Origin of the sequence: Undibacterium sp. RuRC25W, assembly GCF_049339825.1 — a bacterium.
Classification (GTDB): domain Bacteria; phylum Pseudomonadota; class Gammaproteobacteria; order Burkholderiales; family Burkholderiaceae_D; genus Undibacterium.
The window spans coordinates 20,417-47,407 of sequence record NZ_JBMPPD010000028.1 but is presented as its reverse complement, the minus strand read 5'-3'; the positions used below and the strand labels follow the sequence as shown (position 1 = coordinate 47,407).

At 47.9% G+C, this 26,991-nt stretch carries 23 protein-coding genes; 16 read left to right on the top strand and 7 right to left on the bottom strand.

Annotated features, from left to right (window positions below):
* Positions 1–5 precede the first annotated feature (5 nt).
* From ACO0KV_RS13375 to gshA, 3 genes are all read right to left on the bottom strand, one after another.
* Complete coding sequence (locus tag ACO0KV_RS13375) at positions 6–755, bottom strand: alpha/beta fold hydrolase (protein ID WP_423043031.1); 750 nt, start codon at positions 753–755, stop codon at positions 6–8.
* Positions 752–1,762 (bottom strand): M14 family zinc carboxypeptidase, encoded by a 1,011-nt coding sequence (locus ACO0KV_RS13370; protein ID WP_423043030.1) that lies wholly within the window; start codon positions 1,760–1,762, stop codon positions 752–754. The genes ACO0KV_RS13375 and ACO0KV_RS13370 overlap by 4 nt, the downstream gene beginning before the upstream one ends.
* 228 nt (positions 1,763–1,990) lie before the next feature.
* Positions 1,991–3,583: a glutamate--cysteine ligase gene (gshA, locus tag ACO0KV_RS13365; RefSeq protein ID WP_423043029.1), complete on the bottom strand. Its 1,593-nt coding sequence runs from the start codon at positions 3,581–3,583 to the stop codon at positions 1,991–1,993.
* Positions 3,584–4,052: 469 nt separating this feature from the next.
* On the opposite strand from gshA, the gene ACO0KV_RS13360 reads away from it, so the two are divergent.
* The 3 genes from ACO0KV_RS13360 to ACO0KV_RS13350 all read left to right on the top strand — a co-directional run bounded on the left by ACO0KV_RS13360 (position 4,053) and on the right by ACO0KV_RS13350 (position 7,925).
* Positions 4,053–4,802, top strand: a complete 750-nt coding sequence (locus ACO0KV_RS13360) for an ABC transporter ATP-binding protein (protein WP_423043028.1) — start codon at positions 4,053–4,055, stop codon at positions 4,800–4,802.
* Between the two features lies 1 nt (position 4,803).
* Positions 4,804–6,411, top strand: coding sequence for a hypothetical protein (locus ACO0KV_RS13355; RefSeq protein ID WP_423043027.1), 1,608 nt, complete (start codon positions 4,804–4,806; stop codon positions 6,409–6,411).
* 419 nt (positions 6,412–6,830) lie between these two features.
* A complete protein-coding gene (locus ACO0KV_RS13350) occupies positions 6,831–7,925 on the top strand; it encodes a catalase family protein (protein ID WP_423043026.1) in 1,095 nt (364 codons plus the stop codon).
* 24 nt (positions 7,926–7,949) lie between these two features.
* Here the strand turns inward: ACO0KV_RS13350 and ACO0KV_RS13345 are convergent, their stop codons facing one another.
* From ACO0KV_RS13345 to ACO0KV_RS13335, 3 genes are read right to left on the bottom strand one after another with little or no spacing between them, the layout of a single operon-like run.
* Complete coding sequence (locus tag ACO0KV_RS13345) at positions 7,950–9,572, bottom strand: Dyp-type peroxidase (RefSeq protein ID WP_423043025.1); 1,623 nt, start codon at positions 9,570–9,572, stop codon at positions 7,950–7,952.
* Positions 9,573–9,617: 45 nt separating this feature from the next.
* Positions 9,618–10,319, bottom strand: coding sequence for a hypothetical protein (locus ACO0KV_RS13340; protein WP_423043024.1), 702 nt, complete (start codon positions 10,317–10,319; stop codon positions 9,618–9,620).
* Positions 10,312–10,986, bottom strand: coding sequence for a hypothetical protein (locus ACO0KV_RS13335; RefSeq protein WP_423043023.1), 675 nt, complete (start codon positions 10,984–10,986; stop codon positions 10,312–10,314). The genes ACO0KV_RS13340 and ACO0KV_RS13335 overlap by 8 nt, the downstream gene beginning before the upstream one ends.
* Before the next feature lie 611 nt (positions 10,987–11,597).
* On the opposite strand from ACO0KV_RS13335, the gene ACO0KV_RS13330 reads away from it, so the two are divergent.
* From ACO0KV_RS13330 to ACO0KV_RS13290, 9 genes are all read left to right on the top strand, one after another.
* A complete protein-coding gene (locus ACO0KV_RS13330) occupies positions 11,598–12,302 on the top strand; it encodes an aspartate/glutamate racemase family protein (RefSeq protein ID WP_423043022.1) in 705 nt (234 codons plus the stop codon).
* Between the two features lie 153 nt (positions 12,303–12,455).
* Positions 12,456–13,283, top strand: coding sequence for a 4,5-DOPA dioxygenase extradiol (ygiD, locus tag ACO0KV_RS13325; RefSeq protein WP_423043021.1), 828 nt, complete (start codon positions 12,456–12,458; stop codon positions 13,281–13,283).
* Between the two features lie 142 nt (positions 13,284–13,425).
* Positions 13,426–14,196 carry a transketolase gene (locus tag ACO0KV_RS13320; RefSeq protein WP_423043020.1) on the top strand — a complete coding sequence of 257 codons (771 nt, stop codon included), beginning with the start codon at positions 13,426–13,428 and terminating at the stop codon, positions 14,194–14,196.
* On the top strand, positions 14,193–15,110 hold the full coding sequence (locus ACO0KV_RS13315) for a transketolase (RefSeq protein WP_423043019.1): 918 nt from the start codon (positions 14,193–14,195) through the stop codon (positions 15,108–15,110). The genes ACO0KV_RS13320 and ACO0KV_RS13315 overlap by 4 nt, the downstream gene beginning before the upstream one ends.
* Positions 15,107–17,077: an NAD-dependent epimerase/dehydratase family protein gene (locus tag ACO0KV_RS13310; RefSeq protein ID WP_423043018.1), complete on the top strand. Its 1,971-nt coding sequence runs from the start codon at positions 15,107–15,109 to the stop codon at positions 17,075–17,077. The genes ACO0KV_RS13315 and ACO0KV_RS13310 overlap by 4 nt, the downstream gene beginning before the upstream one ends.
* A complete protein-coding gene (locus ACO0KV_RS13305; RefSeq protein ID WP_423043017.1) occupies positions 17,074–17,994 on the top strand; it encodes a class I SAM-dependent methyltransferase in 921 nt (306 codons plus the stop codon). Before ACO0KV_RS13310 ends, ACO0KV_RS13305 begins: the two co-directional genes overlap by 4 nt.
* A 1-nt stretch (position 17,995) precedes the next feature.
* Positions 17,996–18,742 (top strand): class I SAM-dependent methyltransferase, encoded by a 747-nt coding sequence (locus ACO0KV_RS13300; RefSeq protein WP_423043016.1) that lies wholly within the window; start codon positions 17,996–17,998, stop codon positions 18,740–18,742.
* Positions 18,742–19,173, top strand: coding sequence for a GtrA family protein (locus ACO0KV_RS13295; RefSeq protein WP_423043015.1), 432 nt, complete (start codon positions 18,742–18,744; stop codon positions 19,171–19,173). Before ACO0KV_RS13300 ends, ACO0KV_RS13295 begins: the two co-directional genes overlap by 1 nt.
* Positions 19,166–21,016 carry a hypothetical protein gene (locus ACO0KV_RS13290; protein ID WP_423043014.1) on the top strand — a complete coding sequence of 617 codons (1,851 nt, stop codon included), beginning with the start codon at positions 19,166–19,168 and terminating at the stop codon, positions 21,014–21,016. Before ACO0KV_RS13295 ends, ACO0KV_RS13290 begins: the two co-directional genes overlap by 8 nt.
* 30 nt (positions 21,017–21,046) lie before the next feature.
* Here the strand turns inward: ACO0KV_RS13290 and ACO0KV_RS13285 are convergent, their stop codons facing one another.
* Entirely contained in the window at positions 21,047–22,132 is a 1,086-nt protein-coding gene (locus tag ACO0KV_RS13285; RefSeq protein ID WP_423043013.1) for an MBL fold metallo-hydrolase, read from the bottom strand.
* A 199-nt stretch (positions 22,133–22,331) separates the two neighbouring features.
* Here ACO0KV_RS13285 and ACO0KV_RS13280 point away from each other — a divergent pair, with 199 nt between their 5' ends.
* From ACO0KV_RS13280 to aceK, 4 genes are all read left to right on the top strand, one after another.
* On the top strand, positions 22,332–22,733 hold the full coding sequence (locus tag ACO0KV_RS13280) for a MerR family transcriptional regulator (RefSeq protein WP_423043012.1): 402 nt from the start codon (positions 22,332–22,334) through the stop codon (positions 22,731–22,733).
* 187 nt (positions 22,734–22,920) lie between these two features.
* The gene (locus tag ACO0KV_RS13275; protein ID WP_423043011.1) at positions 22,921–24,105 is read left to right on the top strand and encodes an isovaleryl-CoA dehydrogenase; all 1,185 of its coding nucleotides are present in this window, start codon (positions 22,921–22,923) and stop codon (positions 24,103–24,105) included.
* A gap of 85 nt (positions 24,106–24,190) precedes the next feature.
* Complete coding sequence (locus ACO0KV_RS13270) at positions 24,191–25,120, top strand: pyridoxal-phosphate dependent enzyme (protein ID WP_423043010.1); 930 nt, start codon at positions 24,191–24,193, stop codon at positions 25,118–25,120.
* A 9-nt stretch (positions 25,121–25,129) separates the two neighbouring features.
* Positions 25,130–26,899 (top strand): bifunctional isocitrate dehydrogenase kinase/phosphatase, encoded by a 1,770-nt coding sequence (aceK, locus tag ACO0KV_RS13265; protein WP_423043009.1) that lies wholly within the window; start codon positions 25,130–25,132, stop codon positions 26,897–26,899.
* Positions 26,900–26,991: the final 92 nt, after the last annotated feature.

The following is a 26,991-nucleotide window of genomic DNA, read 5'->3' as shown; positions in this document are numbered from 1 at the left end:
GTCATTCACTCACTTATCCAATGTTTTACCTGCGCGATGATCCATGCGCCGTCATCCAATGGCAAGTCATGTCCTGCCAGCGGGTGCATAAGAAGCGTACAACGCCATTTTTTAGCGAGGATGCGTGAACAAACAGGGTTGACCAGACGGTCCCCTTTACCAGCCAGCAGTAACAGCGAAGGGTGCGGTTGTTCTTGTGGTGCGTGATAGCGCATGGCGGCGATGAGTTGACGGATGATATTGCCGCGACTGATCGGGTATTGCTGTGCGTAGCTGATCCACGCCTGTACCGCTGTTGAGGCAAGATGGGTGTCGCATTGGTTACAGGTCAGATCGAAAACCAATTGTTCACGCTGTCTGACGGTGCCGAATAACATGGTCGCAAGCAAACGTGGATAATTTTGCGGTCGCAAGCGTTGGTAGAAGTGGTTGTGTGGTGCCAGACTCGTATTAATGAGGACCAGACCATGGATTTCTTGTGGATGCGCCCGTGCCCAAGCGACTGCCACCATGGCGCCTAAAGAAATGGCAAGTACCTTGATATCTCTTGTTGCGCCTGTGGCATGCACTTGCTGACGTGCCGCCTCTACCATTGCTTGAATACTGCTGGCGCTGCGGAGCAGGTGCTGTTCACCGTTTCCCGGAAAATCAATAGTGATGACTGACTCATCAGCAAAGGCGGTCTGAAAACTTGTCAAGAACGCGCCCCAATGCCTCTGTTCTCGCATCAGACCTCGTAATAACACCCAGGTCATGGCCGATACCACCTAGCTACTGCACGTTCCTGAAGACGCAAACGGGTTGGACCCTGGGCAAGCCATTCTCTATGCCCACACGTTGCACGCATGAGGAAATCCAGCCACGAAGTATGGCGTCTGAGCACTCGGTGCAGGCGATGTTCAGCGACAGGATTGAACATGCCATGGCGAGAAAACAACTGACGCGGATTTTTTTTCACCCAGATCCACGAACCCATTTCTAAGGTCAGTGGTAAAAACGTCTTTTCAGGTGTTTCCTGTGCCTGTAAGTACAAGTAGTCCCAGACATCACCATGCGTCTGATATTGCAGACTCTGTGGTTCAAACAGGTAGTGATGATTGGGATGGGTCTGCTGGAATAACTCTTCCAGTGCGAGGATATCTGCCAAATGCGGGATTGGGTGCACGCTATGTGCATGGGGAAACCAGACACGGTCACGCAATCCAAAACCCGAATGACAATCGATGGCGATACTAAATTGACGGGATAGTAATTCATCTCTTACCGTCCGACATAATGCAATATTTTCCACCTCCATGCCGCTGCCTTCAGGTCCACGATACCACGGCAAATGCTTACTGATACGATGTCCGCCCAGTAAAAATGGTACTTTTTCAGTCGCTTGGACGGGCGCATTGCGCATTAGGTCAATCCCGTTCGGATTGCTGCGTGTCGTCTGCCACATGCCGCCTGGATTAATCAGTGGCATAAACACCAATCGCACCTCTTGTAACATATGCTGCAAGCTCTTATCCCAGCTTAAACGCGACATCAGGCCACGTAAAAACGACAAGAGCACCTGCGTTCCTATCCGTTCTAGGCCGTGAATCCCGCCAAAAAAACCAATAGCTGGCAAATTCGGATCGGGATTGCCCAAAGCCAGCTTATAGACCGGAAAGCGTTTATGTTTGACATCCACCTCACACATGACATCGACTTCCAACTGAGGATGACCAAGCTTAATGATGCGCTCTAACTCTCGTAATTCAGGCAATGCAGGCATGGGAACTTAGGCTAGAAATTTAACTTACCCATGCTATTGGAGGTGGTCTCAGAAAGCAAGAAGATCGGTACAGATTTAACACGCAACAGGTCGGCGTGACTCTAAGGTTGAGATTGATATGTTTGTATGACTGTTTTTGCGCTATAGCGGTCTCGAGTTATAGCGAGTTATCTAAAAAAAATCGCTGCCCGAGACTCTCTGGCAGCGATTAAATGGATTCACTAGGTCCTAGTTATCGCAGCAGATTTGACTCGAGGTACGTGAACGATAATCGGTAATAAATTCTTCAAACGTGCCGCTTTGTGATGCTTCCATCTCTGCCTGTTCGGCGATGGACACCTGTGCCAGTTGCTCAAAGTAAGCTTGATCTTGAGCATCGAGCGGTCGCGCGCGGAACTGTGCAGCAAGGAGACTACTTTGCTTAAGAGCGAATTGGGTAAAAGAACCATTTTCGGCCTGAATTGCTTTGAGCACTTGCGCCGATGGCGTCAGTTCGCTATTGAGTAGTTTGTCTTTTTGAACCTGCATTGACTTGGCATAGTCGTCACCGCCACGTTGCTTGTCGAGCAGCGCTGCGACGGGAATGATTTTTTCCAGCAAGGCAAGGCCCCAAGCCTGTAAAGAAATCGCTTCACCATTTTTGTGAAGCAGGAGTCTAGGACGGCGACCTTCTTTCACGGTGAGCGCAAAATTAGCAGAACTTTCTACCCCTTCAGCCTCGTTCGTTAATGGACTTTCCTCTAATGCGCAGAACAGCAAGAAAGCATCCAGAAAGCGCGAGGTTTCCACGTTGATACCCAATGGATCAAAGGGATTAACGTCCATGCAACGTACCTCGACGTACTGTACGCCACGTGCGCACAAGGCCTCAATCGGACGTTCTCCACTATGGATGACGCGTTTTGGACGAATTGTTGCGTAAAACTCATTCTCGATCTGCAACACATTGGTATTGATCTGGACCCATTCTCCGTCAATTTTGGTACCGATTTTTTCGTATTCGGGATAGGGCTTACGTACCGCGATGGACAAACTACGCATGTATTCCATGAGGTTGTTATATGGCGGCACTAAACCGTCCTGCGCATTGTTCTGATAGCCAAGGTCACTCATACGCAAACTTGTTGCATAAGGAAGATAGAGCGTATCAGCTGATAAGGTTTCTAATTGATGTGAACGACCACGCAAGAAGGAAGTGGTCAGCGCCGGCGATGCGCCGAATAAATACATCAAGAGCCAACTGTAGCGCTTGAAGTTACGGATCAGAGCGATATAGTTTTCTGACTGCAGATCCATCGCTGTACCAGGGGTATTTTCAGCTCGTTGTAATACTTTCCAGATCTCTTCGGATAAAGAATAGTTGTAATGAATACCGGCGATACATTGCATACTTTTGCCGTAACGCAGTGCCAGACCGCGGCGGTAGACGTGTTTGATCATACCGATATGAGACTGACCATACCACGCGATTTCTATATCTTTCTCGTCAGGCAGCGGACATGGCATGGACTGGCTCCACAGCATTTCTTCGCCTAATTTGCTATAAGAAAAGCGGTGGATCTTATCTAATTTCTCTAATGCATCGGCGATATCAGTTTCCGCGGGAGTAATAAATTCTAGCAATGCCTCCGCATAATCCGTTGTGATTTGAGGATGCGTTAAGGTCGCCCCCAGCGATTCCGGATGGGCGTGTCTGGAAAGCTGCCCCTGCGAATCTACCCGCAAAGTTTCACGTTCTATGCCTCGTAAGCCTTGTTCAAGCAAGGGACGATATGCAGCGCTATCGAGTAGTGCAAGACGTTGGTTTAACAAATTACTCACAGAATTTCCTTCAGGATATGATGTCGTTGCGCGGACACAAGGCGCAAATTTGAAGCAAGGATAGCCGAAATTTGCATTTAGCATCCGATGCGAGCGCAATTTGTGCGCGCATACATGAATATTCGAACAACAAATTGCCGGCAAGCAGTGAATAATATACGTCGTGAAGTTATTTTATTGGTAATATTCTACTGAGAGATAAACACTGTTCAAATTGCTGTCAATGATGTTGGCGTTCTTATTGGCAGGATTGTAAAGGTGAGTTATGTCATCCGTATGTTACGTATGTCGTTACTGCGCAATGGGTAACCTGTCTATGCATCAGTGCATGTCGAAGCACATCGTTCATGGAACCCTTTGGGGTTTGAGCAAATCCGAAAAACAAGACAAAAAATAGCCCCTGTTGGTCTTGAACGACGCGATGTTGACGATGGTCGGGGGGCTACAACTTATGGGCGAAAGAAACCTTATGTCAGAGGCTGCGTTACAGTTAGTCGATTTGAACAAAAATTTTGGTCGTCCCGCAGTGGAGCATCTGAATCTGACGGTCAATAAAGGCGAGCTGTATGCGCTATTGGGGCCCAACGGTGCAGGTAAGACGACGACATTGCGGATGGTCGCTGGATTATTGTTACCCGATAGCGGAAGCATTAGGATTCTGGGGCATGATTTATTAACTCAACCCGCCGCGGCAAAGCAAAAACTGGCGTATTTACCAGATGATCCGCTGCTATATAACAAACTCAAACCGTTTGAATATCTCGAATTTGTGGCCGGCTTATGGCGGATGGCGCCGTATGCCGCGCAACAAAAAGCCGTCGAATTACTTGACTGGTTGGATCTTGCCAAACATGCCGACGAGTTGACAGAAGGGTTTTCGCGCGGAATGAAGCAAAAGCTCGCCTTGGCTGGCGCTTTAATTCATGAGCCTGAACTCATCATTCTTGATGAACCATTGACGGGTCTGGATGCTGCGGCATCTCGGCAGGTAAAAGACTTATTGCTCGCGCATGTGGATAAGGGTGGAACCGTTATTCTTACCACTCACATTCTGGAAGTGGCCGAAAGGATGGCGCAACGCATCGGTATTATTCAGGGAGGTAAGCTCATTGCCGAGGGCAGTCTGGATCAGTTGCGCGGCATGGCTTATCAGAACGATCAGGGGCAGGGCGTAGCAACGCTCGAACAGGTCTTTTTGCAATTAACGGAATCAGTCTGATATGCGTCTTTTTAAATTCCAGCCCGGCAGCGTTTTATGGCTTTTCATGCACGAATACCGCCTATTTTTTTATGAAATGGGTGATGGCGGTAAGAAGGCAATAAGTACCAAGAGCACAAATAGTACAAACAATACAAACAATACAAAAAAAATAGTGCGTGGCCTGTCACGTAAAGTCTGTGCGTTTTTTGCTGTTATTTGGCTTGCGATGCATTATCTGGCGTGGAAACTCCTCTCGGAAGCACCTGCTATTGCCTCTGCCGTGACGATTCCGATGTTATGGATTACGAGCTTTGTCTTAGTCATGTTAACGACGTTCATGTTGTCATCAGCACTCAACCGCAGCGTCAAAGCGCTATTTGAGCGCGGTGACCTTGATCTGCTTTTATCATCCCCGCTCGCAACGCAAACTATTTTTACTGTCAGACTCGCTGCCATCGTCGTTGGTATCAGTGCATTGTATGCACTTTTTTTTTCGCCGCTGATTAATGTCGGTGTCGTGAGCGGGCATGTGGCTTGGCTTGCCGCTTATCCTGTCCTGTTTGGGATAGCGATGCTGAGTTCGTCAGTTGCCATGCTACTGACGCTGGGTCTGGTGAAACTCATTGGTGTCAAGCGCACGCATACGGTGGCGCATTTGCTGGGCGCATTGACTGGTGCCATTATTTTTCTGGTGTCACAGACGTTTTCGCATATTGACACGCAATTGCGTCAGAAAATACTGTCGACAGTATTATCGTTTCTGGATCAATATCATTTATTGACGGCCAATAGTTGGTTGTGGATGCCAGCCCGTGCGGTGTTTGGTGAGGTTTCAGGTGCTGCCGCGATTTTTTTTGTTGGGCTGATTTGTTGTTGGCTGACGACGCGGTATACACATCATTTTTTTGTGCGTGGGGTGCAACAAGCCGGCAGTACGGATCATAAGAACAGCACGGGTGGCGTGGTGACCACCCAATCATCAACACGAGTTCAGCGACGGTTTTACCAGAATATATGGCTAGTCATGTTGATCAAAGAATGGCGTTTACTATTTCGCGACATCGAACTCTTAGCCCAAATTTGTTTGCAGTTGCTATATATGCTGCCACTCTTTTTTGTCATTTTTAAACAGGGCGTACAACTGTCAAGTGTCGCATCTGGGTTGACCTATCTGGCTATTTCATTGGCTGGTTCACTGATCTGGGTGATCGTTTCAGCAGAGGATATGCCTGATCTTTTGCATTGCTCACCCGTGCCTGCCCGCCAACTTCGCTATGCTAAGTTGGTCGCTGCAATTGCCCCTGTCTACCTGTTACTCGCGCCCGTTATTGGCTGGCTCTGCTGGCACGATCTCAGCGTTGCTTTTGCCTTATCCTTTAGTAGCCTGTGTGGCGTGTTAGGGACGGTGTTGATCTACCATTGGCTTGGTAAGTCAGCGACACGAGACCGGTTTAAACGTAGGGGGCAGGGAAACATCATTCCCGTTTTGCTCGAGACCTTAAATGCCATATCCTGGACTGCGATATCGGCAGGTTTCCTTGTGACGGCGAAGTTAGCTTGGTTCGGTTTTGCCGGTGCTGGCTGCGTCTTGATTGTTGCATGGTTACTTCGGGTTAGGCGGACTTGAAACGCTCGCTGATCTTACAACATTGATCGCTGCAATTTTGGTTGTGGGTTGTTAAAAGTCTGATGAAAAAGCGACTCAGACTTCGGTGTGTTGTAGTGTTAATTCCTCTTTAAATTGTTTCAAATTGCTACGAAACGCAATCAACGTTAGGAAACCTCCTTTTTTACGGTTACCCTTACGCTAACGTATAGGTATATCTTTAGTTAATTGCTTGTCAGTATTTAAGTGTGTAGTATGCAACATACTTTTTTGATATTTATCAAAATTCATTGCCCGTAAAACCTGTTTAATAGGCAATAAAGTATTGTAAAAGCGAGAGGGTGTATCTGATCAGGGTATTTGTCCTGCTTTGCAGAAACCTTGTTACGTCATTCTAAGATTGAAACCCGCGGTTGATGTTGAGCGAGAAAAGGGAATCTATGGCGTTACCACCACCACTTGCAACCGAAAAAATTCCTCCCGAAGAGGAAAAATATATTCGTGACTTACGTCAGCGTCTGCAAGAAAAAATTGAGAAGGAATATCCGAAAGGAATCATGCGTCGGGATGCACATCCTAAGATGCATGGCTTAGTACGTGCTTACTTTATCATTGAGCCTGATTTACCACCTGACTTACGTGTGGGCGTTTTCAGAGATAACCGTCGCTATAAAGCGTGGATACGGTTCTCAAATCAAAGTGGAACAATTCAGCCAGATATCAAAAACGATATTCGAGGGATGTCCATCAAGGTCCTGGGTATTCCAGGAGAAAAATTATTGGAAGATGAGCCGGGTGTGCAAACGCACGATTTCATCCTCATCAGTACGGATGTCTTTGTGACCGCGAATGTCAAAGAATTTGCGGAGATGATCAAGGCGTTGACGTCGAATGTGTTCTCGATCGTGGGCTTCTTTTTGACCCACTGGCGGGTGGCTTATAATTTATGGCATTCAATGCTGAAATTTGCAAATCCTTTGCACATCAACTATTTCAGCACGACACCGTATTTATTCGGAGACAAAGCCGTTAAATATGGCGTTTTCCCAAGTACGCAAACGATTGACACCCTGCCTGCTCAACCGAAGGTAAACTTTTTGCGCGACGCAATGGTTGCCCAGTTATCGCATGAAGATGCGGTATTCGATTTTTGTATTCAGATTCAGACGGATGCAGTACAAATGCCGATTGAAGACCCGGGTAAGGTGTGGCCTGAATCGATGTCGCCATTCAAAAAGGTCGCGACGATCCGGATTCCGCGTCAGAATTTCCACAGCGAACTTCAGCGTGAATATGGTGAAAATATGTCATTTTCTCCTTGGCGTGCACTGCCTCAGCACCGACCACTGGGTGGTATCAATCGTGCCCGGAAAGTAGTCTACGACGCCATCTCCAAATTTCGCCATGCGCATAATCATGTACCCAGAGAAGAACCAACTAGTTGGGAAATCCCGGGCATGGACCTCAGTGAGCAACAGAACCAGAATAGTCGGTTCCAATGGGGAAATACGACCACATTCCAGGTCAAAGAATAGTCAATGCAGTGGCGAGTTCACAACTCAGGTTGGATCAACTACGCCACGCGCTATCATGCGTAGCGCAGTTAGACTTGGCATAAAAAAGTATTCGCCACCTCGTGTTTCGACAAAGCGGGGAATTTTAGAAAGAATATAAGGTACATCTTCGCTGGCTGTGTCGACCTGTAACACTGCCTTACTGGCAAAACGCGGGTCGGCACTATGGTTGCCAAGCATGATTTCTTTGTCGTTCCCAGCCTTGAAGTCGTTGCCGTAGTTGATCCATTGTTGCTGGACAAATTCAAACTGACGGTTGATGTCCGCATTGAGCATCATGATAATAATCCCGTGATTGCCATTATCTTTAGTGCGATCTTTGACGTCGCCGTAAGGCAATCCACGGCGTAAAATTCGACGGCGGTTAGATAATGCGCCTGGGGTGTCGAAAGCGCCTTTGATCGTTTTTAGGGAGCCGGGAAGATCGCCAGGCTCCCGTCCCATTTGTAAAGACGCACGCGGATTTATCCGGCGCAGATGCGCACTGAATGGACATTTTGCGCCACTCATGTCATCGTCATAAGTGAAGTCGCTGAGCATACGATCTTGTTCTTCCGGTGTCGCCACCGCAAATTGCTGATCAAATTGCTGTTTGCTGGCGAGGTCTGGTGCGCGGACGAGTGGTGCACCGTTATCGCGCCAGCGTCCCACGAATTTGGCTGCTAATAGTTCTTCGCCACCCGGATATTTTTTCCCCTCCAGTTTTAGATAGTTGTCAAAACTAGCGACATTTTCATGTAGTTTTCTGTACACCATGTAGGTCCCATTGCGGGCCAATAAAATGGGACGTGGAGCAGGGGGATATTCATGGGCTTCATCGATGTGGCCGAGTAAAAATTCACCTGTTGCCAGCGGAGCCCAGCTGCCGTCAGCCATTTGTTTACCGCGGCCTCGTACTCTTGCCTCATCATAAGGAACACCGTCGAATACTGGATCGCCAATCCCATCGGTATAGCCAAAATGCTCTTTAGCAGTCGGTAGACCATTTTCCATCACGACTTTTACATCTTGGTAATCGAGTAAGACACCATCGTCGCCGCGATGACCACCTAAGATAACGATACCTCCATGACTTTTTGTGACCTCATCGCGTAGCCATGCATGCGCCTGTTCGAGAAAAGCGTCGCATTGGACCAATGATTTTTGAATACCGACCAAGCCAGTTTCGGTAGGAGGTGGCGCTGCGGCGTTGAGTGCGATAAAAATATGTACGTCTTTTTCACGGGTTTCGCGGTTCTCGCGCCAGATTGGGTCCCAGTTCTCTGGCGCACTCGGACCATCGTCACCGAGGATATCTTTACGGTGTTTCATACCTTCAACAAATTCAGGTGAGAAGCCGATCAGCGACGCCCGTGGTAACCCTAGCTCTTTAAGACCTTGATACGTGAAAGCAATATTCACCGTCCAAGCTGGTGGTGGTAAATCATCCGGACCGTTACCCCAGCTCACCGCTGTGGTTACTTTAGACGTCACCGCAGCAATAAACTCCCGCGCCCTTTCGCCATGATGGATAGTGAGAAAAATATACCGAGCCTTGGGATAACCAAAGCGGCCATAGGCCCGTAACACGTGTCCTTGGATATCTAAGAGATCAAGTTCTTTCGTCATATATGACTTTCTTTAGCTGGACTGGGAAGTGTGATCATCGCTTAATCAGAGCCGATATTTTCCGGGCTGCCACGTTCGATGCTGCAGATCATTGATCTGCGTCTTTTGCATGAATTCGCGATAATTAGCGCGTATCGTGGCCGCACTTAACCCCTGATTGTCTATCGCGAATTGGGTGAATTCCTGCTTCATGTACAGCGCTTTTAATTGTTCTTCTAAAGGCTGGTCAGTAGAACCATTAAAAAACAGCGATGTGGTCAGCTGACATTTTTTCATGTAAGTAATGAAATTGTCTGCGTTGTGAACCTGATCAAATCCATAGCAGTTGTCCCAGATCTCATGAATACGACCATTGATTGCTTCCCACATGCCGCGTAAATAGGCGTCGGGTGTACCTGAGGGACCCGCATAAAAATTACAGCAGAAGACCAGATAACGCGATTGCAGCTTGTCTTGCACTGGCATGACATCACGGCGTAAGCTATCTGGCACCACGGGCAAAAGATCCGACCAAGTGTCTGGCAGACTACCACTAGGCAATGATTCTGTAACGACATCATCGAGTACATAAAGCCGGCACAAATAGGTTTGTGGTACCAGAGCCATGGGGCTATTGATTTCGTTATTCCATGCCTGTAATCGGTTGCGTACCAGATCGGCAAAGGCAATCTCTGCACCCGGCACGCGACCATTTTTGATGGGCGACAGAATCGATAAGCCATAGGCGTTTCCGCTGACGTTAGCCATGTTGTTGCTCCTCGTACTGATCTAATTTGCCTGCGTGCCAGCGTTCGCGTTTTTCGACCTGATAGGCAGACATACTGATAATGGGTGTCGGATGCATTGCACCCAGATCATGTTGCAATCCCCGTAGCAATGTCTGATACCGCTTTAAGAACTCGTCGTCACCACCAGCGTCTATAGTTTTGTTAAAGTCGGCGAGCATCTCCGAGACGTTCTTTGCCGACTTCACGTCATTTGATGTCGCTAGGGGATAGGCGTTGTAGTAATGGATAGTTTCGAGTTGGTTGTATTGGATATAGTTATGAAACGGCGTCAGCGCGACGGACTTGGAATACCGTAGGTTCCACTTCCAGAACAGATCAAGACCACCCGGAATGGCAAAAGTGAATGAGTCGACGTATTGATCCCAACTGCCGTTAAAGTTGCTCAAGAACAGCATGTAGGAATATTTCAGCTTCTCTTTGGGCTGCTCGGGAGAGAGATGGGGGAACTGATTTCTGCCGATGATGACCCAACGCGCATAATGAATCAGGGAGAGTGTGATCAAGCCACTCAGTGTGCTGGGGCGCTTTAAGGCAACCCAGAAAAATAGTTTATTCACCCAGGCCGTGTACCAGCGCACTGGTGTGATGACATTCATGGCATAAGCTTTGCCAGCGATATTCGACATACACAAGCTCCCAAAAACGATGTCAATGAGAAACGGCAAGGTGAGGTGATGCGGGATAATAATATATTGACAATGCTTTTGAGGCAACTTTTTATCCTCAGGCTGTGGTTATGATGTCACATCTGGTCACGGTTAACTATTGTCAGTGCCAGGATATTCAGATCAGGAGCGTGCAATCAACCAAACATCGACTGTTGAGAAATACGCACTGGCTTGCATCCACGACCCCACCACGATTCACGAAGAACATCCTACACATCCCATTCAAGAAGTGACCACATTGCGTATTGGGTAATCTTAAAAAGAAACGATAATTTCACTTTGGTTGACGCATCGTGTTGAACTAAATGAATGCAATCATCATAAAATGATACATAAAAAAATAATAATAAATTTTGACAAATAAATACGACTTTATCGTGGCAACCAAGATGTTAACCGTACTGCCATAGTCACCATGCCAAGGCGTATTCTTTCTGATGGCGTTATCTGTTTTTTTACCTAGAAGCCAGTAGTAACATCAGATTGTGTCAGCTAAAACTTGTGATAGCTGACGGGGCATAAGGGCATGCGTCAGTCATGGACGAGTCAATGAAAAAGAGAGGTTGTGTTTGAAAACAATAGGCTTAATTGGTGGCATGAGTTGGGAATCGACGATTCCTTATTACCGCACGATCAATCAACAGATCAAAGAAAAGTTAGGTGGTCTGCATTCAGCAAAGATCGTGTTACTGAGTGTCGATTTTCACGAAATTGAACAACTACAACACCAGGGCGACTGGATTGCTGCAGGCAATGCCATGGCGCAGGCGGCGAAGCGGCTTGCAAAAGCAGATGCTGACTTTATCGTGTTGTGTACCAATACCATGCATAAAGTGGCACACCATATCGAAGCCGCTGTTGATATCCCATTACTACATATTGCAGATCCAACGGCGCAAGCTATTCAACAGGCGGGGTATAAGAAGATAGGTTTGTTAGGGACACGATTCACGATGGAACAGGATTTTTATCGCGATCGCTTAACCGATCGTCATGGGTTACAAGTCATTGTGCCGGAGCTGGCAGATCGCGACATGATTCATCGCGTGATTTATGAAGAGTTGTGTCAGGGCATTGTTTCATCCGAATCCCGCAGCGCCTTCCAGCGCGTACTTGAATATTTAGCCAGCAACGGTGCCGAAGCAGTGATATTGGGTTGTACTGAAATCGCACTGTTAATCGGAACCGCCGATTCTTGTCTGCCTCTCTTTGACACGACGGCGTTACATGCAATAGCCGCCGCATCGCTGGCGCTGTCTGAGAACAAGGTGTAGTCGTTTCAGATGATGAATGACATCACCGACCTTGATCAAAATACCGTCGATGCCAACACATTTTTGCTGAAACTGTTATTGTCATGAACAGAGATGTGCTGTGATCTCCATCCTGCACACCTGCACCGATCAATGACCAGTTGGGAAGCAAGAATGAACACGCCTGAAACACTGCCAAAACACGCTGCTTCGCGCATGCCTGTTATTTTTGTCGGCCATGGCAGTCCGATGAACGCCATTGAAGACAACACTTATACTCGTCATCTGGCGGCGTGGGCAAAGCGCCTGCCAAAGCCGAAAGCAATACTTGCCGTCTCGGCACACTGGCTGACGCCGGGTAGTACGCAGATTGATGCGCAGCCTACTCCGCCAACGATTCATGATTTTGGTGGTTTTCCGGATGCTTTATTCGCCGTTCAATACCCAGCTGCTGGCGATGAGACCATGGCGCATACCACGCTGTCTCTGTTGCAGGCGCAGTTGCCGCAGGTAAGTCTGAGCCATGATTGGGGACTGGATCACGGAAGCTGGAGTGTCTTAACGCACATGTATCCTGATGCGGATATCCCCGTATTTCAGCTCTCGATCAATTATGCGGAGGCTGGTGCTTATCATTACGCAATCGGCAGGCAATTAGCTGCCTTGCGGGATCAGGGGGTGTTGATCTTTGCCAGTGGCAACATCACCCATAACTTGCGAGCACTTGACTTTCAGGCAGTAGAAAGCCCGCAAGCTAGCCGTGCCTGGGCGCGAGAGTTTGACGATGCCGTCTGGCACGCTATCAGCAACCGCAACGATGCCGCTTTGATTGACTATCTGTCGCTCGGTCCTGCAGCCAAGATGGCGGTACCGACGCCGGATCATTACTGGCCACTGCTTTATATACTTGGTGCCGCAGATCCGAATGAGCAAGTGCAACAAACGTATCAAAGTTTTCAGGCCGGCACCATCAGCATGCGCTGTTTGCAGTTCGGTGCGTAACGTCTTCATTCTCGAAATAGGTGAATAGGGCCACAAATGTCCGCACGATGACCAACTATCCGAAAATTTGTTGCTTATTGAAAATTGACAGTCGCTAAAAAAAGGTGGTCTAATCAAAAATTAGATTTCACTGAGCCGCTATATGAGCTTTAAGCAATTGTGCCAGGAGGCCCGGCTACGTTTGTTGCGTATGCATTACGATAGCAAAGTGGGTCATCTGGGCGGAAATTTGTCCTGTCTGGATGCGCTACTCTATCTCCATCACCATGTCTTGCAAAAAGAAGATACGTTTGTTCTTGCCAAAGGACATGCTGCAGGGGCGCTGTATATTGCGTTATGGTCTATTGGCCGCCTCACTGACGGCGATCTAGCGCAATTTCATCGTGATGCAACCCTGCTTGCCGGTCACCCGGTAGCAGGTTGGCTGCCAGAGATAGCTGTGGCTACCGGTAGCCTGGGACATGGTTTTCCGGTATCGACTGGGATGGCCTTAGCGAAGCGTCTGCAATGTAACACGGGACGGGTTTTTTGCCTGATGTCCGACGGCGAATGGCAAGAAGGCTCCAACTGGGAAGCACTGATTTTCTCACGACACCAGCAACTAAATAATCTGACCATCCTCATTGACGTGAACGGCCTGCAAGGTTTTGGCACAACGACTGAAGTGGCCTCCATGGGCGATCTGCACAAGCGTCTTAGTGCGTTTGATGTGAAAATTTCTGTGATTGACGGTCATGATCCAGAACAACTGGCAGTCATGCACGAACCTGCCGAACAGGGACCGCATGTGGTTTTTATGAATACCATCAAAGGCAAAGGCGTCTCCTTTATGGAAAATCGCCTCGAATGGCATTATCTGCCATTGAATTCTGCACAGTATGAGCAAGCCCGCCAAGAAGTGGAGGCGCCATGAGAAACGCCGCCTGTAGCGCCTGGCGTAATCTATTTAACGAGCACAAATTTGCCTTTTTGACCGGTGATCTTGGTTTTATGGCGCTCGAACCCTTACGAGATCTGATGGGCCCCTGGTTCATTAATGCCGGCGTGGCTGAGCAAAATATGGTTTCTGCCGCCGCAGGGATGTGCAAAATGGGTACGGAGGCTTGGGTCTATAGTATCGCCCCGTTCATTTATGCCCGCCCTTTTGAACAAATCCGTAACGATGTCTGCCTCAACCGCTTGCCAGTAAAAATCGTCGGTAACGGCGGCGGCTATGCTTACGGTTCTATGGGCTCATCTCACCACGCTATTGAAGACTATGGTGTGTTGTTGGGATTGCAGGGGATGCAGGTATTTGTGCCGGCCTTCGCTGAAGACGTCGAACCCGCCGTATGTCAGATGTCTGCCTCCGGTCAACCAGGTTATTTACGTCTTGGGCGTTGCGAAAAACCGGCTGATATGGCTGTCCCGCCGTTTTCAGCATGGCGCTGTCTGTCAGAAGGTGACCAAGGGGTGATGATTGTGGTGGGGCCTGTAGCGGGAAGTCTGATGCAAAGAATGCGTGATCTGCCGCAAGACAATCGCCCTGCGCTATGGGCGCTCGGTGTCATGCCAGAAGGATTCACCAACGTGCCTGATCAGTTGTTGCAAACAATCAAAAATAATGGATTGCTGACGGTGGTTGAAGAGCATGTCGCTCATGGCAGTGCCGGACATGCCTTACTCTCCACGCTGGCGCAGCAAGGTGTGACGCCAAAGCTCCTACATTGCTGTGCGCAGGGCTACCCATCTGGTACCTATGGGTCACAAGTATTTCACCGACTTGAGAGTCAGATGGATGCCGATAACGTCTTACGACGCTGGCAACAAGAAAGTATGTGTCTATGAATGCCGATTTAAAATTAAAAATAACCGCACTACAAGGACCAATCCTCGTGTTGGGTGCCAGTGGATTTGTTGGCGCCAACCTATTGCGGATGTTGCTACAGTATCGCAATGACGTCTTTGGAACGGCATCCCGTTTGCCTGCCTGGCGGCTGGAAGGAGTACCGGAAGAGAACATCGTCCTAGCTGATTTATTGGTGCCCTCCAATGTTGGCGTCTTATTGGATCAGACGCGGCCTTTAACTATTTTCGATTGCGTTTCTTATGGCGCGTATTCATTTCAGAATGAAGCAGATCTGATCTACCGCACCAACGTTGGTGTTGCAGTCAATTTGCTGGAAGAGCTGTCACATCGTGGCGTGCATGCCTATATTCATGCCGGATCCTCGTCCGAATACGGTAATCTGGCTGAAGGCCCGGCTGAGGATGCCCCAATGGCACCCAACAGCCATTACTCGGTCTCTAAATGTGCCGTTGCTAATCTGATTCTGTACAAAGGAAAAGTCGGACGCCTGCCTTGTCTGAATCTGCGTCTCTATTCCATTTACGGCCCTTACGAAGATCCTGCACGCCTGATTCCGACATTGATTAGCAAAGCCACAGAAGGAACGTTCCCGCCCTTTGTTAATCCGAATATCTCACGCGATTTTGTGTATGTCGATGATGCTTGTGAAGCCTTTATTGATGCCGCATTGCATCTAGCGCCAGACTTTTATGGCGAGTCCTTTAATGTGGGTAGTGGCAGATGCACGACCATCGGTGCTTTAGCAAATTTGTCTAAGCAACTGTTCGCTATTCCAGGAGAGCCACAATTTACCATGCCACAGCGCGATTGGGATGTGGCTGACTGGTACGCCAATCCAGAAAAAACCGTCCGTGTTCTGCACTGGACTGCACGCATTCCGATCGAAGACGGTTTGCAAAAAATGCGTGACTGGTATGTTGGATTACAAGACCGTCAAGCTTACCTTTCGTCGAGCAAACAAGATGGTTTAGACCGCCGCTATAGCGTGACCGCAGTCATTGCCTGCTATAAAGATGGGCAGGCGATTCCGTATATGTATCGGCGTTTAACAGATACCTTTTTAAAAATCGGTATCGATTACGAAATTATTTTTGTCAATGACTGTAGTCCCGATAATTCGGAAGAAGTGATTCGTGAGATCAGCCGTCAGGATCATCGCGTGATTGGTATATCGCATTCACGTAACTTCGGATCGCAGGCAGCGTTCAGAAGCGGGATGGAACTGGCGACCAAAAATGCTTGCGTATTACTCGATGGGGATTTGCAGGACCCACCCGAGCTGATTGAACAGTTTGTTGAAAAATGGCGTGCGGGTAGTGAAGTGGTCTACGGCCGCCGTGTGAAGCGCGAAGCCTCGTGGTATATGCGGTTTGCGTATAAAGCGTTTTATCAGGTATTTGATGCGTTTTCGTATTTACACATCCCGCGCGATGCGGGAGATTTTTCGCTGATTGATAAACGGGTTGTGCGTTGTATGTTGCAGTTCCCTGAGCGCGATCTGTTTTTGCGTGGCGTTAGAGCCTTTTCAGGCTTTCGCCAGACAGGTGTCGATTACGTCCGCCCAGAGCGCATGTTTGGCCGCAGCACCAATAATTTCTTAAAAAATATCGGTTGGGCGAAGAAGGGTATTCTGTCTTTCAGTAATACCCCACTGAACGTGTTATCGGCGTTTAGTGTGCTGATATTTTTGGTGGTGTCTTGTCTGATTGTGCTGCAAATTGCATCCCGATTATTGTTCCCGGAAATGGTGCCGAAAGGCGTGACCACTATTTTACTGATTCAGTTATTTTTTGGCGCCAGTACCTTGTTATCGATCAGCTTGGTTGGTGAATACATCGCGAAAATTTTTGAAGAAGTCAAACAGCGGCCGCATTTTTTACGCAGAAGTATTGTGCGCGATGGTGAAGTCAGAGATGCAACGGAGCAGAACCAGGGGGCGAAATGAGTGCGGTGTCACCACCAGCGATGTATGAAAGAGGATGCGCTATTTGCGGTGTAAAAGCACATCAATCTTGGATGAAAGCGGAAGTCGATTTTGCTGCTCTCGACGGTTTTGCATTTGCATCCCGCAAGCTACCGGAGTACATGCATTTTGATTTGGCTTTATGCCCAGAATGTGATCTGGTATTTGCGAATGCAGTGCCTGACACGGCGTGGTTTCAGAGCAGTTATCGGGATGCGCAGTTTGATGCAGAAAATGAATCAAAATATGCTGCGCAGACGTATGCAAATGAAATAAAAAAATTATTACCGATACTCAGTCACCGGCAATCTGCATTGGATATCGGCGCGGGTGACGGTGCTTTTGTGGCCTCGTTACTTGACGCCGGATTTGCTAACGTCATCGGCGTTGAGCCTTCTGTAGAGCCAGTGAAGCGCGCGGCACCGAAAGTAAAACATTTTCTGAAAAATGACTTCTTCAGAAAAGAAGATTTTGAAGAGAATACCTTTGATCTGATTACGTGTTTTCAAACTTTAGAACACTTAGATAGCCCGCTTGAACTTTGTAACGCTGTTTATGACTTGTTGCGACCAGGTGGTATGTTTGTGACGGTGGTTCATGATTTCCGCGCACCACTCGCTCGTTTTCTTGGTAAGAAAAGTCCCATTTACGATATCGAGCACTTGCAATTATTTTCGCCAAAAAGCATGACGTCGCTCTACCAAAAAGTCGGTTTTTCAGACGTCAGTGTACAAAGCTTGCGGAACGCTTATCCTTTGTCTTATTGGCTGAGATTAATGCCTTTACCTAAAATCATCAAATATCGACTGTTATCAACAATCACGTCATCGTCATTTGGGAATAGGTTGATCTCTGCCAAAGTCGGCAATTTGTTAGCGGTAGGAATTAAGCGAAGTTAATATGGCATCAGAAAAATTCCGGCCTTTAGCATTAAGTGCTCCTGTGAGCTTGGCAGGCAAGCTCAAGTTCTGCGCGCGTCTGTTTTTGGATTTACAAGTCGCAACGGTATATCAAAGTATCCGCGAGGAACTGAAACAGGCTGCAGGCGCGGTACTCGATGTTGGTTGTGGCTCTTCGCCGTACCGTTTTTTGTTCTCTGCACAGCATACAAGTTACACTGGGCTTGATATCGTTGATGCGGAAAAATTTGATTACCGTAACAGCGACATCGTTGCTTTTGACGGGACCCACATTCCTTTTCCTGATGCTAGTTTTGACGCTGTGTTGTGTACCGAGGTGCTGGAACATGTTCAACACTATCAGACACTGGTTGACGAGATACATCGTGTATTGAAGCCTGGTGGACATCTGATTGTCACGGTTCCATGGAGTGCCCGTTTCCATTATATTCCTTACGATTTTTTCAGGTACACGCCTAGTAGCTTAGCGCACATGTTTAAGCAATTTCAGTGTCTGAGGATAACACCCAGAGGAACTGATATCACGAGCATCATTGCAAAGCTCCTCGTGATCTGGTTCAGAAATATTGCTCCAATCAAAGGTCGGTTTAATGTGTTGAGTTTTCTTTGTTCCGTTTTATGTAGTCCAATGATTCCGATATTGGCGATCTGGGGTCATGCATCTTCTTTCTGGCAACTTGGTAGCAGTGAAGATCCGCTTGGCTATACGGTTATTGCGATCAAATAATGTCTTTGCTGAATAAATTTAAGAGCGGAGAGTCAAAGAAAATCAGGTATTTGGTGATTGGTGCATGGAACACGTGTGCAGGATGTGCTATTTTTTCCGGGATATACTATTTACTTGGTAAGCAGGTACATTATTTGCTGATCGCCATCCTGAGTCACATGATTGCCGTTTTCCAGTCTTGGCTTATGTATCGTCGTTTCGTATTCAATAGCCATGCCCCGATGCTCAATGAATACCTTAGGTTTAATGTGTCGTCTTTATTTGTGTTGGGGATTCAACTATCTGGTCTATGGGTGTTGGTTGATTTTTGCGGTTTTCATCCTGTATTTTCGCAACCGCCCTTAGTGATTCTGACTGTCGTTATCGGCTACGTCGTCCACAACCGTTTTTCGTTCAGAGCTGTTAGCCGGGATCCATTGCATCATGAGTAAAGTAATTTTGTCATCCGAATCGGGTACACAATTGAAGACCCGGGTCGGTGTTGTGCTGTATTTTTTCATGTTTTTATTAGTCTTCGCCCATGTGATGACTCCCTTTTTTCCTAATCTGCGATTGGCTGTCGGTCACGATTATTCTTATTTGTTTCCGGCGTGGCTTGACGGTGAAATTTGGTTTAAAAATAACGGTATGGATATTCCGTGGTTCACCCCATCATTTTGCGCCGGACAACCATATTTCGCTGACCCACAGTCGACTTATTATTCTTTACCCCAGCTATTGAGTCTGGTCATGAGTCCATTAAATGTGGCATTCACGATGTCGCTGGTTTCAGCAAGCGTGATATTTTGGGGTGGCTATGCATTGATGCGCAGCGTCTTTGTCAGTACTATTCCTGTTGCATTATTAGTGGCAACGATGTTGATGATGAATGGATTTTTGCCGCATCGTATGCTGGTAGGGCATGTGACTTTCCATGGCTTTGCGCTTGTTCCCTGGATTGCACTACTACTATTATTTCCTCTGAAAGACCGGCTCCAGCAATGGGTTGCTGCTATTGTTGCAGGCGCTTTTGTCGCGTACTGGGTGCATTCAGGATTAGGGAGTCTGTTACTGGCAGGGGCGTTAGCTGTTCTGATGATTGTTTTGCTGCAATTGCTGCGCGGGGGTGAGATTCGTTCAGTGTTAGCGCGCGGATCGCTTACCGGGTTGTTTGCGGCTTGTTTAGCAATATCAAAGCTTTATGCTGCTTCGGCTTTTCTGGCTGGTTTTTCTAGGACATTTTATACCCTGCCAGGAGGGAAGTCATTGATTGATACCGTATTGTTGATTGGCGGTGGATTATTTTTCCCATCGCAAACGGCCTATCGTTTTGGCGTACCAAAGTTGACCAATGTCGAATGGACGCTTGAGCCGCATGAATGGGCATATAACTTCAGCAGTGTCATGGTGTTGATCGCACCAGCGTTGTTACTGGCCGCACTCTGGCAATGGCGTCGTCATGAATGGAAATGGGCTTTCTCCACCAGATCGCTCATCCTGTTTGTATTGTTGCTGTTGGCGGTTCTCTGGCCACTCGCTTTTAACACTTATACGCCAGCATGGAATGCGATCTTAAAACGTATTCCAGTGATCAATTCAACGAGTACGCCGCTGCGATGGGTGATTGTGTATATTCCGTTGTTTGCTATTGGGTTTGGTTTGTTGCTTGAGAAAGTCGTCAGTCGTCAATATCAATTTGCTGTGGTGAGTTTGGCTGTCATTGCAACGGTGGGACAATTCGCCAGCGAATCACGAGAGTATTACTTGGCACAAAATTATGATGCACGGCCGGTATCGGTGGCGGACGAGTTTTTTAAAGCGGGTGTATTTAAACCAGAAATTCAGAGCCTTGGCACCAGTGCTGAAATTCATGCGGGGCGTTACCAAGCCAAATTAGGGGGCAATGACACAATGATTGCCGGGATATCGCAGGTGTTTTGCTATAACCCTATTTTTGGTTACCGCTTAGAGAAGTTTTCCGCGGCTGGTTTGTCTGAAGCGAGTGTCTTAATCGTTCGCGACGGATATTTAAATCTCAAAAACCCAGCGTGCTATGTGTTCCCTAAGGAAAATGCTTGTCAGCCAGGGGATTTGTTCCGGGCTGATCAGATCGAAGAAGCGAAAAAATTCATTCACTATCAACCGTTCACATTTGGTGTGTCAGAGGGCCAGCGAATCGCTAACCACATCAGTTTTGCTGCGCTGTGCTTGCTTGTTTTAACCTTATTGATGTGGATAGTGTCCAGTATCCGAGCAGGGTTGCATTGGTTGCGTCGAAACAAGGCTGAAGGCTGATCCACATGCAGATCCAGCCTCAACCTGTGTTTATTTGTTAGAGACTACATTTACAAAACGCATAACACCGTCATCACCTAACTGTCGTTGCAGCGTGCCATCGAACCATAGTTTGTGCAAATGGGCGAGTGCTTCGCCGATCGCAAAAGTCAGTTGATGCGAGTCCAGTGGACGACGGAACATGATGGGGACGATGTCACACGCCGACTGCGGTGTGGTACAGGCAACCCGCACTTCTTCCAGACGGTCGGTGTGGTGATCCTGTAATTGCTCAATACGGGTATGCATGCCGCGGAATGGTTTTCCATGGGATGGCAAAATCAGCGTGTCAGCAGGGAAGTGGCTGTACTTTTGTAGCGAGTCCAGATATTGCTGTACCGGATTGGCTTCCGGCTCAATCGCAAACACCGACACATTCGTTGAAATCCGTGGCAGTAACATATCACCCGAGATCATCAGGTTGAGTTCCGCGCAATACAGGGAGGCGTGTTCGGGTGAATGACCAAAGCCAGTAATGACATCCCAGCGTCGTCCGAGGATGTTCAGTGGGATGCCTTCTTGTAAGCGGCGATAAGCGGCCGGTACTGTTGGTACCAAGCGGGTGTAGTGATTCTTTCTTTCCTGAATCTGTTCCAGCATGGTAGGGTCGATCAGACCATGTTTGCGGAAATGTGGGAACATCGCTGTACCATCCGCGCCAGGCAGACTGGCGGACATCATCCGTGCGAACGCGTATTCGCCAGCGGTCATCCACAGCGGCACTTTCCAGCGGCTGCATAAGAAGTCTGCGAGGCCGACATGATCCGGATGACAGTGCGTAACAATCACACGCACAATCGGCAGACCACGCAAATGGTTGTTCTTGTCTCCCAACAGTACTTCCCAGCTATCGCGCGTCGCGTCACTGGAAATACCACAATCGACAACTGTCCAGCCATGGATTCGGCCTGTTTCTGTTTCTACCTCGTCTTCCAGTAACCATAGATTAATGTGGTTTAAGGCAAATGGCAGGCCCATACGTATCCACAGAACGCCTGGGGCGATTTCCATGGTTTTGCCGGATTCAGGCAATGTATCGCCAAAGGGGTAGTGGAGTTGCTGTTCAAGCTGGTTCATGTTTGTCTCTTGTTTGTTGCCTGGCTGGGACTATTGTCACTATGTTAATGTGATTTTCCTATGGCGGGAATTATTTTTTTTAGTCCAAACTATCTTGCTGTAACACTGCGGCCGGAATAGCCTACAATGCGTTTTGTTTAATTGACGTTAACGTCAATTTGAGATTGTAATCAGAAAACTGATTTTTGTATCTAAAACTATGGCCACCTACACCATTACCGAATTAGCACGCGAATTCGACATCACGCCACGAGCGATCCGTTTTTACGAAGACCAAGGCTTACTGAACCCCACACGCGAGGGACCCAGCGGGCGTAACCGTGTCTATACAGCGCGTGAGCGTACCCACCTGAAACTGACCTTGCGCGGTAAGCGTCTGGGCTTGAGTTTATCGGACATCAAAAGCTTAGTCGATATGTACCGTTCTCCAAAGGATACCGAAGCACAATTGCAAAGTTTTCTGGTTGTTTTGGCAAGGCATCGTGCTGCGCTAGAGCAACAACGCGAGGACATTGAAGTGATGTTGGCAGAAATTAGCGCGCATGAAGAAGAAAGTTGTCATCTATTGGCGCATAGCAATGGTACGCATGCCGTAGTGTAAATGTATTCGAAGCACAAAAAGTGGATGAATTGACGTTTACGTAAACGTCAATTCGAAGTATCATTTTTGTTTATACTTATTTCAATGATGGTTTTAAGTTGCAGCCGAGGCGAAGTGTCGTCGGCCGAGCAACATACCGTTTGTAAGATGTACAAAATAACTAACTCCAACAATTAGTGAGGACGACATGCTTCATCTCCCAGGTTTAACTTTTGATCACGGCGAAGATATCGCCGCCTTGCGTGAAACGATCCAGCAATTCGCAGCCGCTGAAATCGCACCACGTGCCGCTGAAATCGATCGCAACGATCAATTTCCAATGGATTTATGGCGCAAAATGGGTGATCTCGGTATTCTGGGTATTACCGTGAGTGAAGAGTACGGTGGCGCTGATATGGGATATCTAGCGCATATTATTGCCATGGAAGAAATCTCCCGCGCCTCTGCCTCCGTTGGCTTGTCGTATGGTGCGCACTCCAATCTGTGTGTTAACCAGATCAAACGTAACGGTACTGAAGAACAAAAACAAAAATACCTGCCAAAACTGATCTCTGGTGAGCATATTGGTGCGCTGGCGATGTCGGAACCGAACGCAGGTTCGGATGTGGTCAGCATGAAATTACGTGCTGATTTTAAAGGTGACCGCTGGGTGCTCAACGGTACCAAAATGTGGATTACCAATGGTCCTGATGCCGACACGCTAGTGGTTTATGCCAAAAATGATATCGAAGCCGGTCCACGTGGAATGACCGCTTTCTTGATCGAAAAAGGCTTTAAGGGGTTCAGCATTGCGCAAAAACTCGACAAACTGGGTATGCGTGGTTCGCACACCGGTGAATTGGTGTTCGAGGATTGCGAAGTACCTGCAGAAAACGTACTGGGCGGGTTGGGCAAAGGCGTGAACGTCTTGATGTCTGGTCTGGATTTCGAGCGCTCGGTGTTGTCGGGCGGGCCTTTGGGAATTATGCAAGCATGTATGGATGCCGTTGTACCGTACGTGCATGATCGCAAGCAGTTTGGTCAGCCGATTGGTGAATTCCAATTGATGCAAGGTAAATTAGCCGATATGTATTCGACGATGATGGCATGCAAAGCCTACGTCTATGCGGTTGGCCAGGCATGTGACCGCGCTAAGACCCCTGAGGCATTGCGTGCACTGCGTAAAGACGCTGCTGGCGCAATTTTGTACTCCGCAGAAAAAGCGACCTGGATGGCGGGCGAGGCGATTCAGACACTGGGTGGCAACGGTTACATCAACGAATATCCGGTTGGTCGTTTGTGGCGTGATGCGAAACTGTATGAAATCGGCGCAGGCACGAGCGAAATTCGACGTATGCTGATTGGTCGCGAATTGTTTGCAGAAACCCGCTAAGAACCCAAAGTAAGACTCAATAGGCGCGTCTTCGTCACGATGACGTGGCGCGCTGTAGTTTGCACCCGTTTCCGGAACATCAGGTATGAAGCCATTACATCTGAATACACCTCTGTTATCCCACCGGGCGTTGTCATCGGCGTTGGACAAGCAGGTCTGGCTCAAAATGGACAATTTGCAAGCGTCTGGTTCCTTCAAATTGCGTGGCATTGGTCTGATGTGTCAACGTGCAGCAGCCAACGGTGCGCAGCAGTTTGTTTGTCCGTCAGGTGGCAATGCCGGATTCGCTGCTGCCGTCGCTGGCGTTGCGCTGGGATTAAAAACCACGATTGTCGTTCCTCACACTACCTCTGATTCCGTCCGCAAAGCCATTGAGGCGATAGGTGCGACGCTGATTGTTGAAGGGAATGTCTGGGATGAAGCCAATCAAGTAGCGCTGGCATTGTGTGAAGAAACCGGTGCGGTGTATATCCCGCCGTTTGACCATACTGACATCTGGGACGGGAATGGTAGTCTGATCGATGAAGTGGCAGGACAGATTGAATTTGACGTCGTCGTTTGTTCTGTCGGTGGTGGCGGATTGATGAGTGGTGTGGTGCAGGGCCTGCAACGCAACGGCTTGGCACATATCCCAGTGATCGCTGTTGAAACCGAAGGTGCGGCGTCATTACATGCTGCCATACAGGCTAATCAGTGTGTGACCTTGCCGACAATTTCAAGTATAGCGACGTCGTTGGGCGCAAGACGTGTTGCGCAAAAAGCGTTTGATCTGACCCGTGAACACGACATCCGCAGCGTGCTGGTCCGTGACGCACAGGCCGTCGATGCCTGTCTGCGTTTTGCCGATGACACCAGGGCATTAGTCGAACCCGCCTGTGGCGCAACACTGGCAGTTGCTTATCAGAACTTACCTGTCTTGCATTCATTTAAACAACCACTTTTCGTCATTTGTGGTGGTATTGGCGTGGATTTGGTTAAACTAGAAACATGGAAAAACCAGTTTAACCTTGCCTGAGTAAAGACTATGCCAAACGCCCACTTCCCTAAGTTGTTGTCTTCCCAGATTGCCTTTGATATCGCACGGATGATATTAGATGGCTTTGACAAGCATTACCGTTTGTTTAGTGCCAGTAGTCAGGGCGCGAAAAAATATTTTGAAGAGGGCGACTGGAAAGCAGCACAACTTGCCGCGAGGGAACGTATTCAGTTTTACGATACGCGGGTACGCGAGTGTGTACAAGCGCTCGAAGATGAATACGAAGAAGACGATTTGACTGACGACGTCTGGCGCGAAGTCAAGCTGCACTACATGGGTTTGCTGACAGATCATCTGCGCCCTGAGTTAGCAGAAACGTTTTTCAATACCGTCTGCACCAAGTTGCTGCATCGCACGTATTTTCATAATGACTTTATTTTCGTCCGACCTGCTACGTCCACAGAGTATCTCGAACGCGAAGATACACCACCGACCTACCGCGTATATTATCCAGCCACAGATGGTCTCAATTTCACGATCAAACGCATTGTCACCAATTTTCAGCTAAAGACAGATTTTGAAGATCTGGATCGCGATGTGGCCTTGGTAGAAGCCCGCCTGCGTGAAAATTTTGGCGGTGAAAAGCTGGAACCTAACCATCAGATACAGGTCCTCGCCAGCCTTTTTTACCGGAATAAATCTGCCTACATTATAGGCAAAGGCATCAATGGTAATCGTGAGTATCCATTTGTGATTCCGATTATGCATAAGCACAAAAGATCGTTGGTGCTTGATACGGTTTTATTTGACGCGATGCAAATCACAGTTCTATTTTCTTTTACGCGCGCTTACTTCATGGTCGACATGGAAGTACCCTCAGCGTATGTGCAGTTTATTCGCAGTATTTTGCCAAAGAAGCCACGCAGCGAAATTTACACCATGATCGGCTTGCAGAAACACGGTAAGAACTTGTTCTATCGTGATTTTTTGCATCATCTCAAATATTCGTCGGATCAGATTGCAACCGCGCCAGGTATTCGCGGACTGGTGATGTTGGTGTTTGCATTACCATCGTTTCCATATGTCTTCAAACTCATTAAAGACAGTTTTCCACCACCAAAAGAAACCACTAAAGCTTTAATCAAAGAAAAGTATTTACTGGTGAAAAACCATGACCGTGTGGGACGCATGGCCGATACCTTGGAGTATTCTGATGTGGCATTTCCGCGCTCCCGTATTTCAGATGATTTGCTTCATGAAATTAAGCAATATGCGCCGTCGTCGTTAGAAGAAAACGACGATGAAGTCGTCATAAAACATCTATACATAGAGCGTCGCATGACGCCACTCAATATCTACCTCACTGAAGCAGAGCAACGTGGCGATATGGATGCGATGGAACATGGTGTCATCGAATACGGTAACGCGATTAAAGATCTGGTCGCGGCAAATATTTTCCCTGGTGATATGTTGTATAAAAATTTCGGAGTGACACGACATGGTCGGGTGGTTTTTTACGATTACGATGAAATCGAATACATCACCGATTGTAAGTTTCGCAATATCCCGGCGCCACGCAACGAAGAAGATGAAATGTCCGCCGAGCCGTGGTATCCCGTAGCGAAAAATGATGTCTTTCCGGAGCAATTTGGCACCTTTTTATTAGGCAACACTAAAGTAAGAGAATTCTTTATGAAGCACCACGCTGACTTACTAACCGCCGGTTACTGGGACGGACGCAAACAGCGCATTGTTGCTGGCAAAGTAGATGACGTTTTTCCGTATCCACAAGAGATACGGTTTTGCCATCAGACGTAAATTTTTTTTGATGATCGTTATATGTGATGTAATTGTCAGAAATACCTTGTTCGCATGTGAAGTGCGTCAATCGTGTCAATGACTGATTTTTA

Bases quoted from the DNA above. Each gene is read 5' to 3' on its own strand.
- ACO0KV_RS13375 (WP_423043031.1), bottom strand. From the start codon at position 755: ATGACCTGGGTGTTATTACGAGGTCTGATGCGAGAACAGAGGCATTGG.
- ACO0KV_RS13370 (WP_423043030.1), bottom strand. From the start codon at position 1,762: ATGCCTGCATTGCCTGAATTACGAGAGTTAGAGCGCATCATTAAGCTT.
- ACO0KV_RS13360 (WP_423043028.1), top strand. From the start codon at position 4,053: ATGTCAGAGGCTGCGTTACAGTTAGTCGATTTGAACAAAAATTTTGGT.
- ACO0KV_RS13355 (WP_423043027.1), top strand. From the start codon at position 4,804: ATGCGTCTTTTTAAATTCCAGCCCGGCAGCGTTTTATGGCTTTTCATG.
- ACO0KV_RS13350 (WP_423043026.1), top strand. From the start codon at position 6,831: ATGGCGTTACCACCACCACTTGCAACCGAAAAAATTCCTCCCGAAGAG.
- ACO0KV_RS13345 (WP_423043025.1), bottom strand. From the start codon at position 9,572: ATGACGAAAGAACTTGATCTCTTAGATATCCAAGGACACGTGTTACGG.
- ACO0KV_RS13340 (WP_423043024.1), bottom strand. From the start codon at position 10,319: ATGGCTAACGTCAGCGGAAACGCCTATGGCTTATCGATTCTGTCGCCC.
- ACO0KV_RS13335 (WP_423043023.1), bottom strand. From the start codon at position 10,986: ATGTCGAATATCGCTGGCAAAGCTTATGCCATGAATGTCATCACACCA.
- ygiD (WP_423043021.1), top strand. From the start codon at position 12,456: ATGAACACGCCTGAAACACTGCCAAAACACGCTGCTTCGCGCATGCCT.
- ACO0KV_RS13320 (WP_423043020.1), top strand. From the start codon at position 13,426: ATGAGCTTTAAGCAATTGTGCCAGGAGGCCCGGCTACGTTTGTTGCGT.
- ACO0KV_RS13315 (WP_423043019.1), top strand. From the start codon at position 14,193: ATGAGAAACGCCGCCTGTAGCGCCTGGCGTAATCTATTTAACGAGCAC.
- ACO0KV_RS13310 (WP_423043018.1), top strand. From the start codon at position 15,107: ATGAATGCCGATTTAAAATTAAAAATAACCGCACTACAAGGACCAATC.
- ACO0KV_RS13305 (WP_423043017.1), top strand. From the start codon at position 17,074: ATGAGTGCGGTGTCACCACCAGCGATGTATGAAAGAGGATGCGCTATT.
- ACO0KV_RS13300 (WP_423043016.1), top strand. From the start codon at position 17,996: ATGGCATCAGAAAAATTCCGGCCTTTAGCATTAAGTGCTCCTGTGAGC.
- ACO0KV_RS13295 (WP_423043015.1), top strand. From the start codon at position 18,742: ATGTCTTTGCTGAATAAATTTAAGAGCGGAGAGTCAAAGAAAATCAGG.
- ACO0KV_RS13290 (WP_423043014.1), top strand. From the start codon at position 19,166: ATGAGTAAAGTAATTTTGTCATCCGAATCGGGTACACAATTGAAGACC.
- ACO0KV_RS13285 (WP_423043013.1), bottom strand. From the start codon at position 22,132: ATGAACCAGCTTGAACAGCAACTCCACTACCCCTTTGGCGATACATTG.
- ACO0KV_RS13280 (WP_423043012.1), top strand. From the start codon at position 22,332: ATGGCCACCTACACCATTACCGAATTAGCACGCGAATTCGACATCACG.
- ACO0KV_RS13275 (WP_423043011.1), top strand. From the start codon at position 22,921: ATGCTTCATCTCCCAGGTTTAACTTTTGATCACGGCGAAGATATCGCC.
- ACO0KV_RS13270 (WP_423043010.1), top strand. From the start codon at position 24,191: ATGAAGCCATTACATCTGAATACACCTCTGTTATCCCACCGGGCGTTG.
- aceK (WP_423043009.1), top strand. From the start codon at position 25,130: ATGCCAAACGCCCACTTCCCTAAGTTGTTGTCTTCCCAGATTGCCTTT.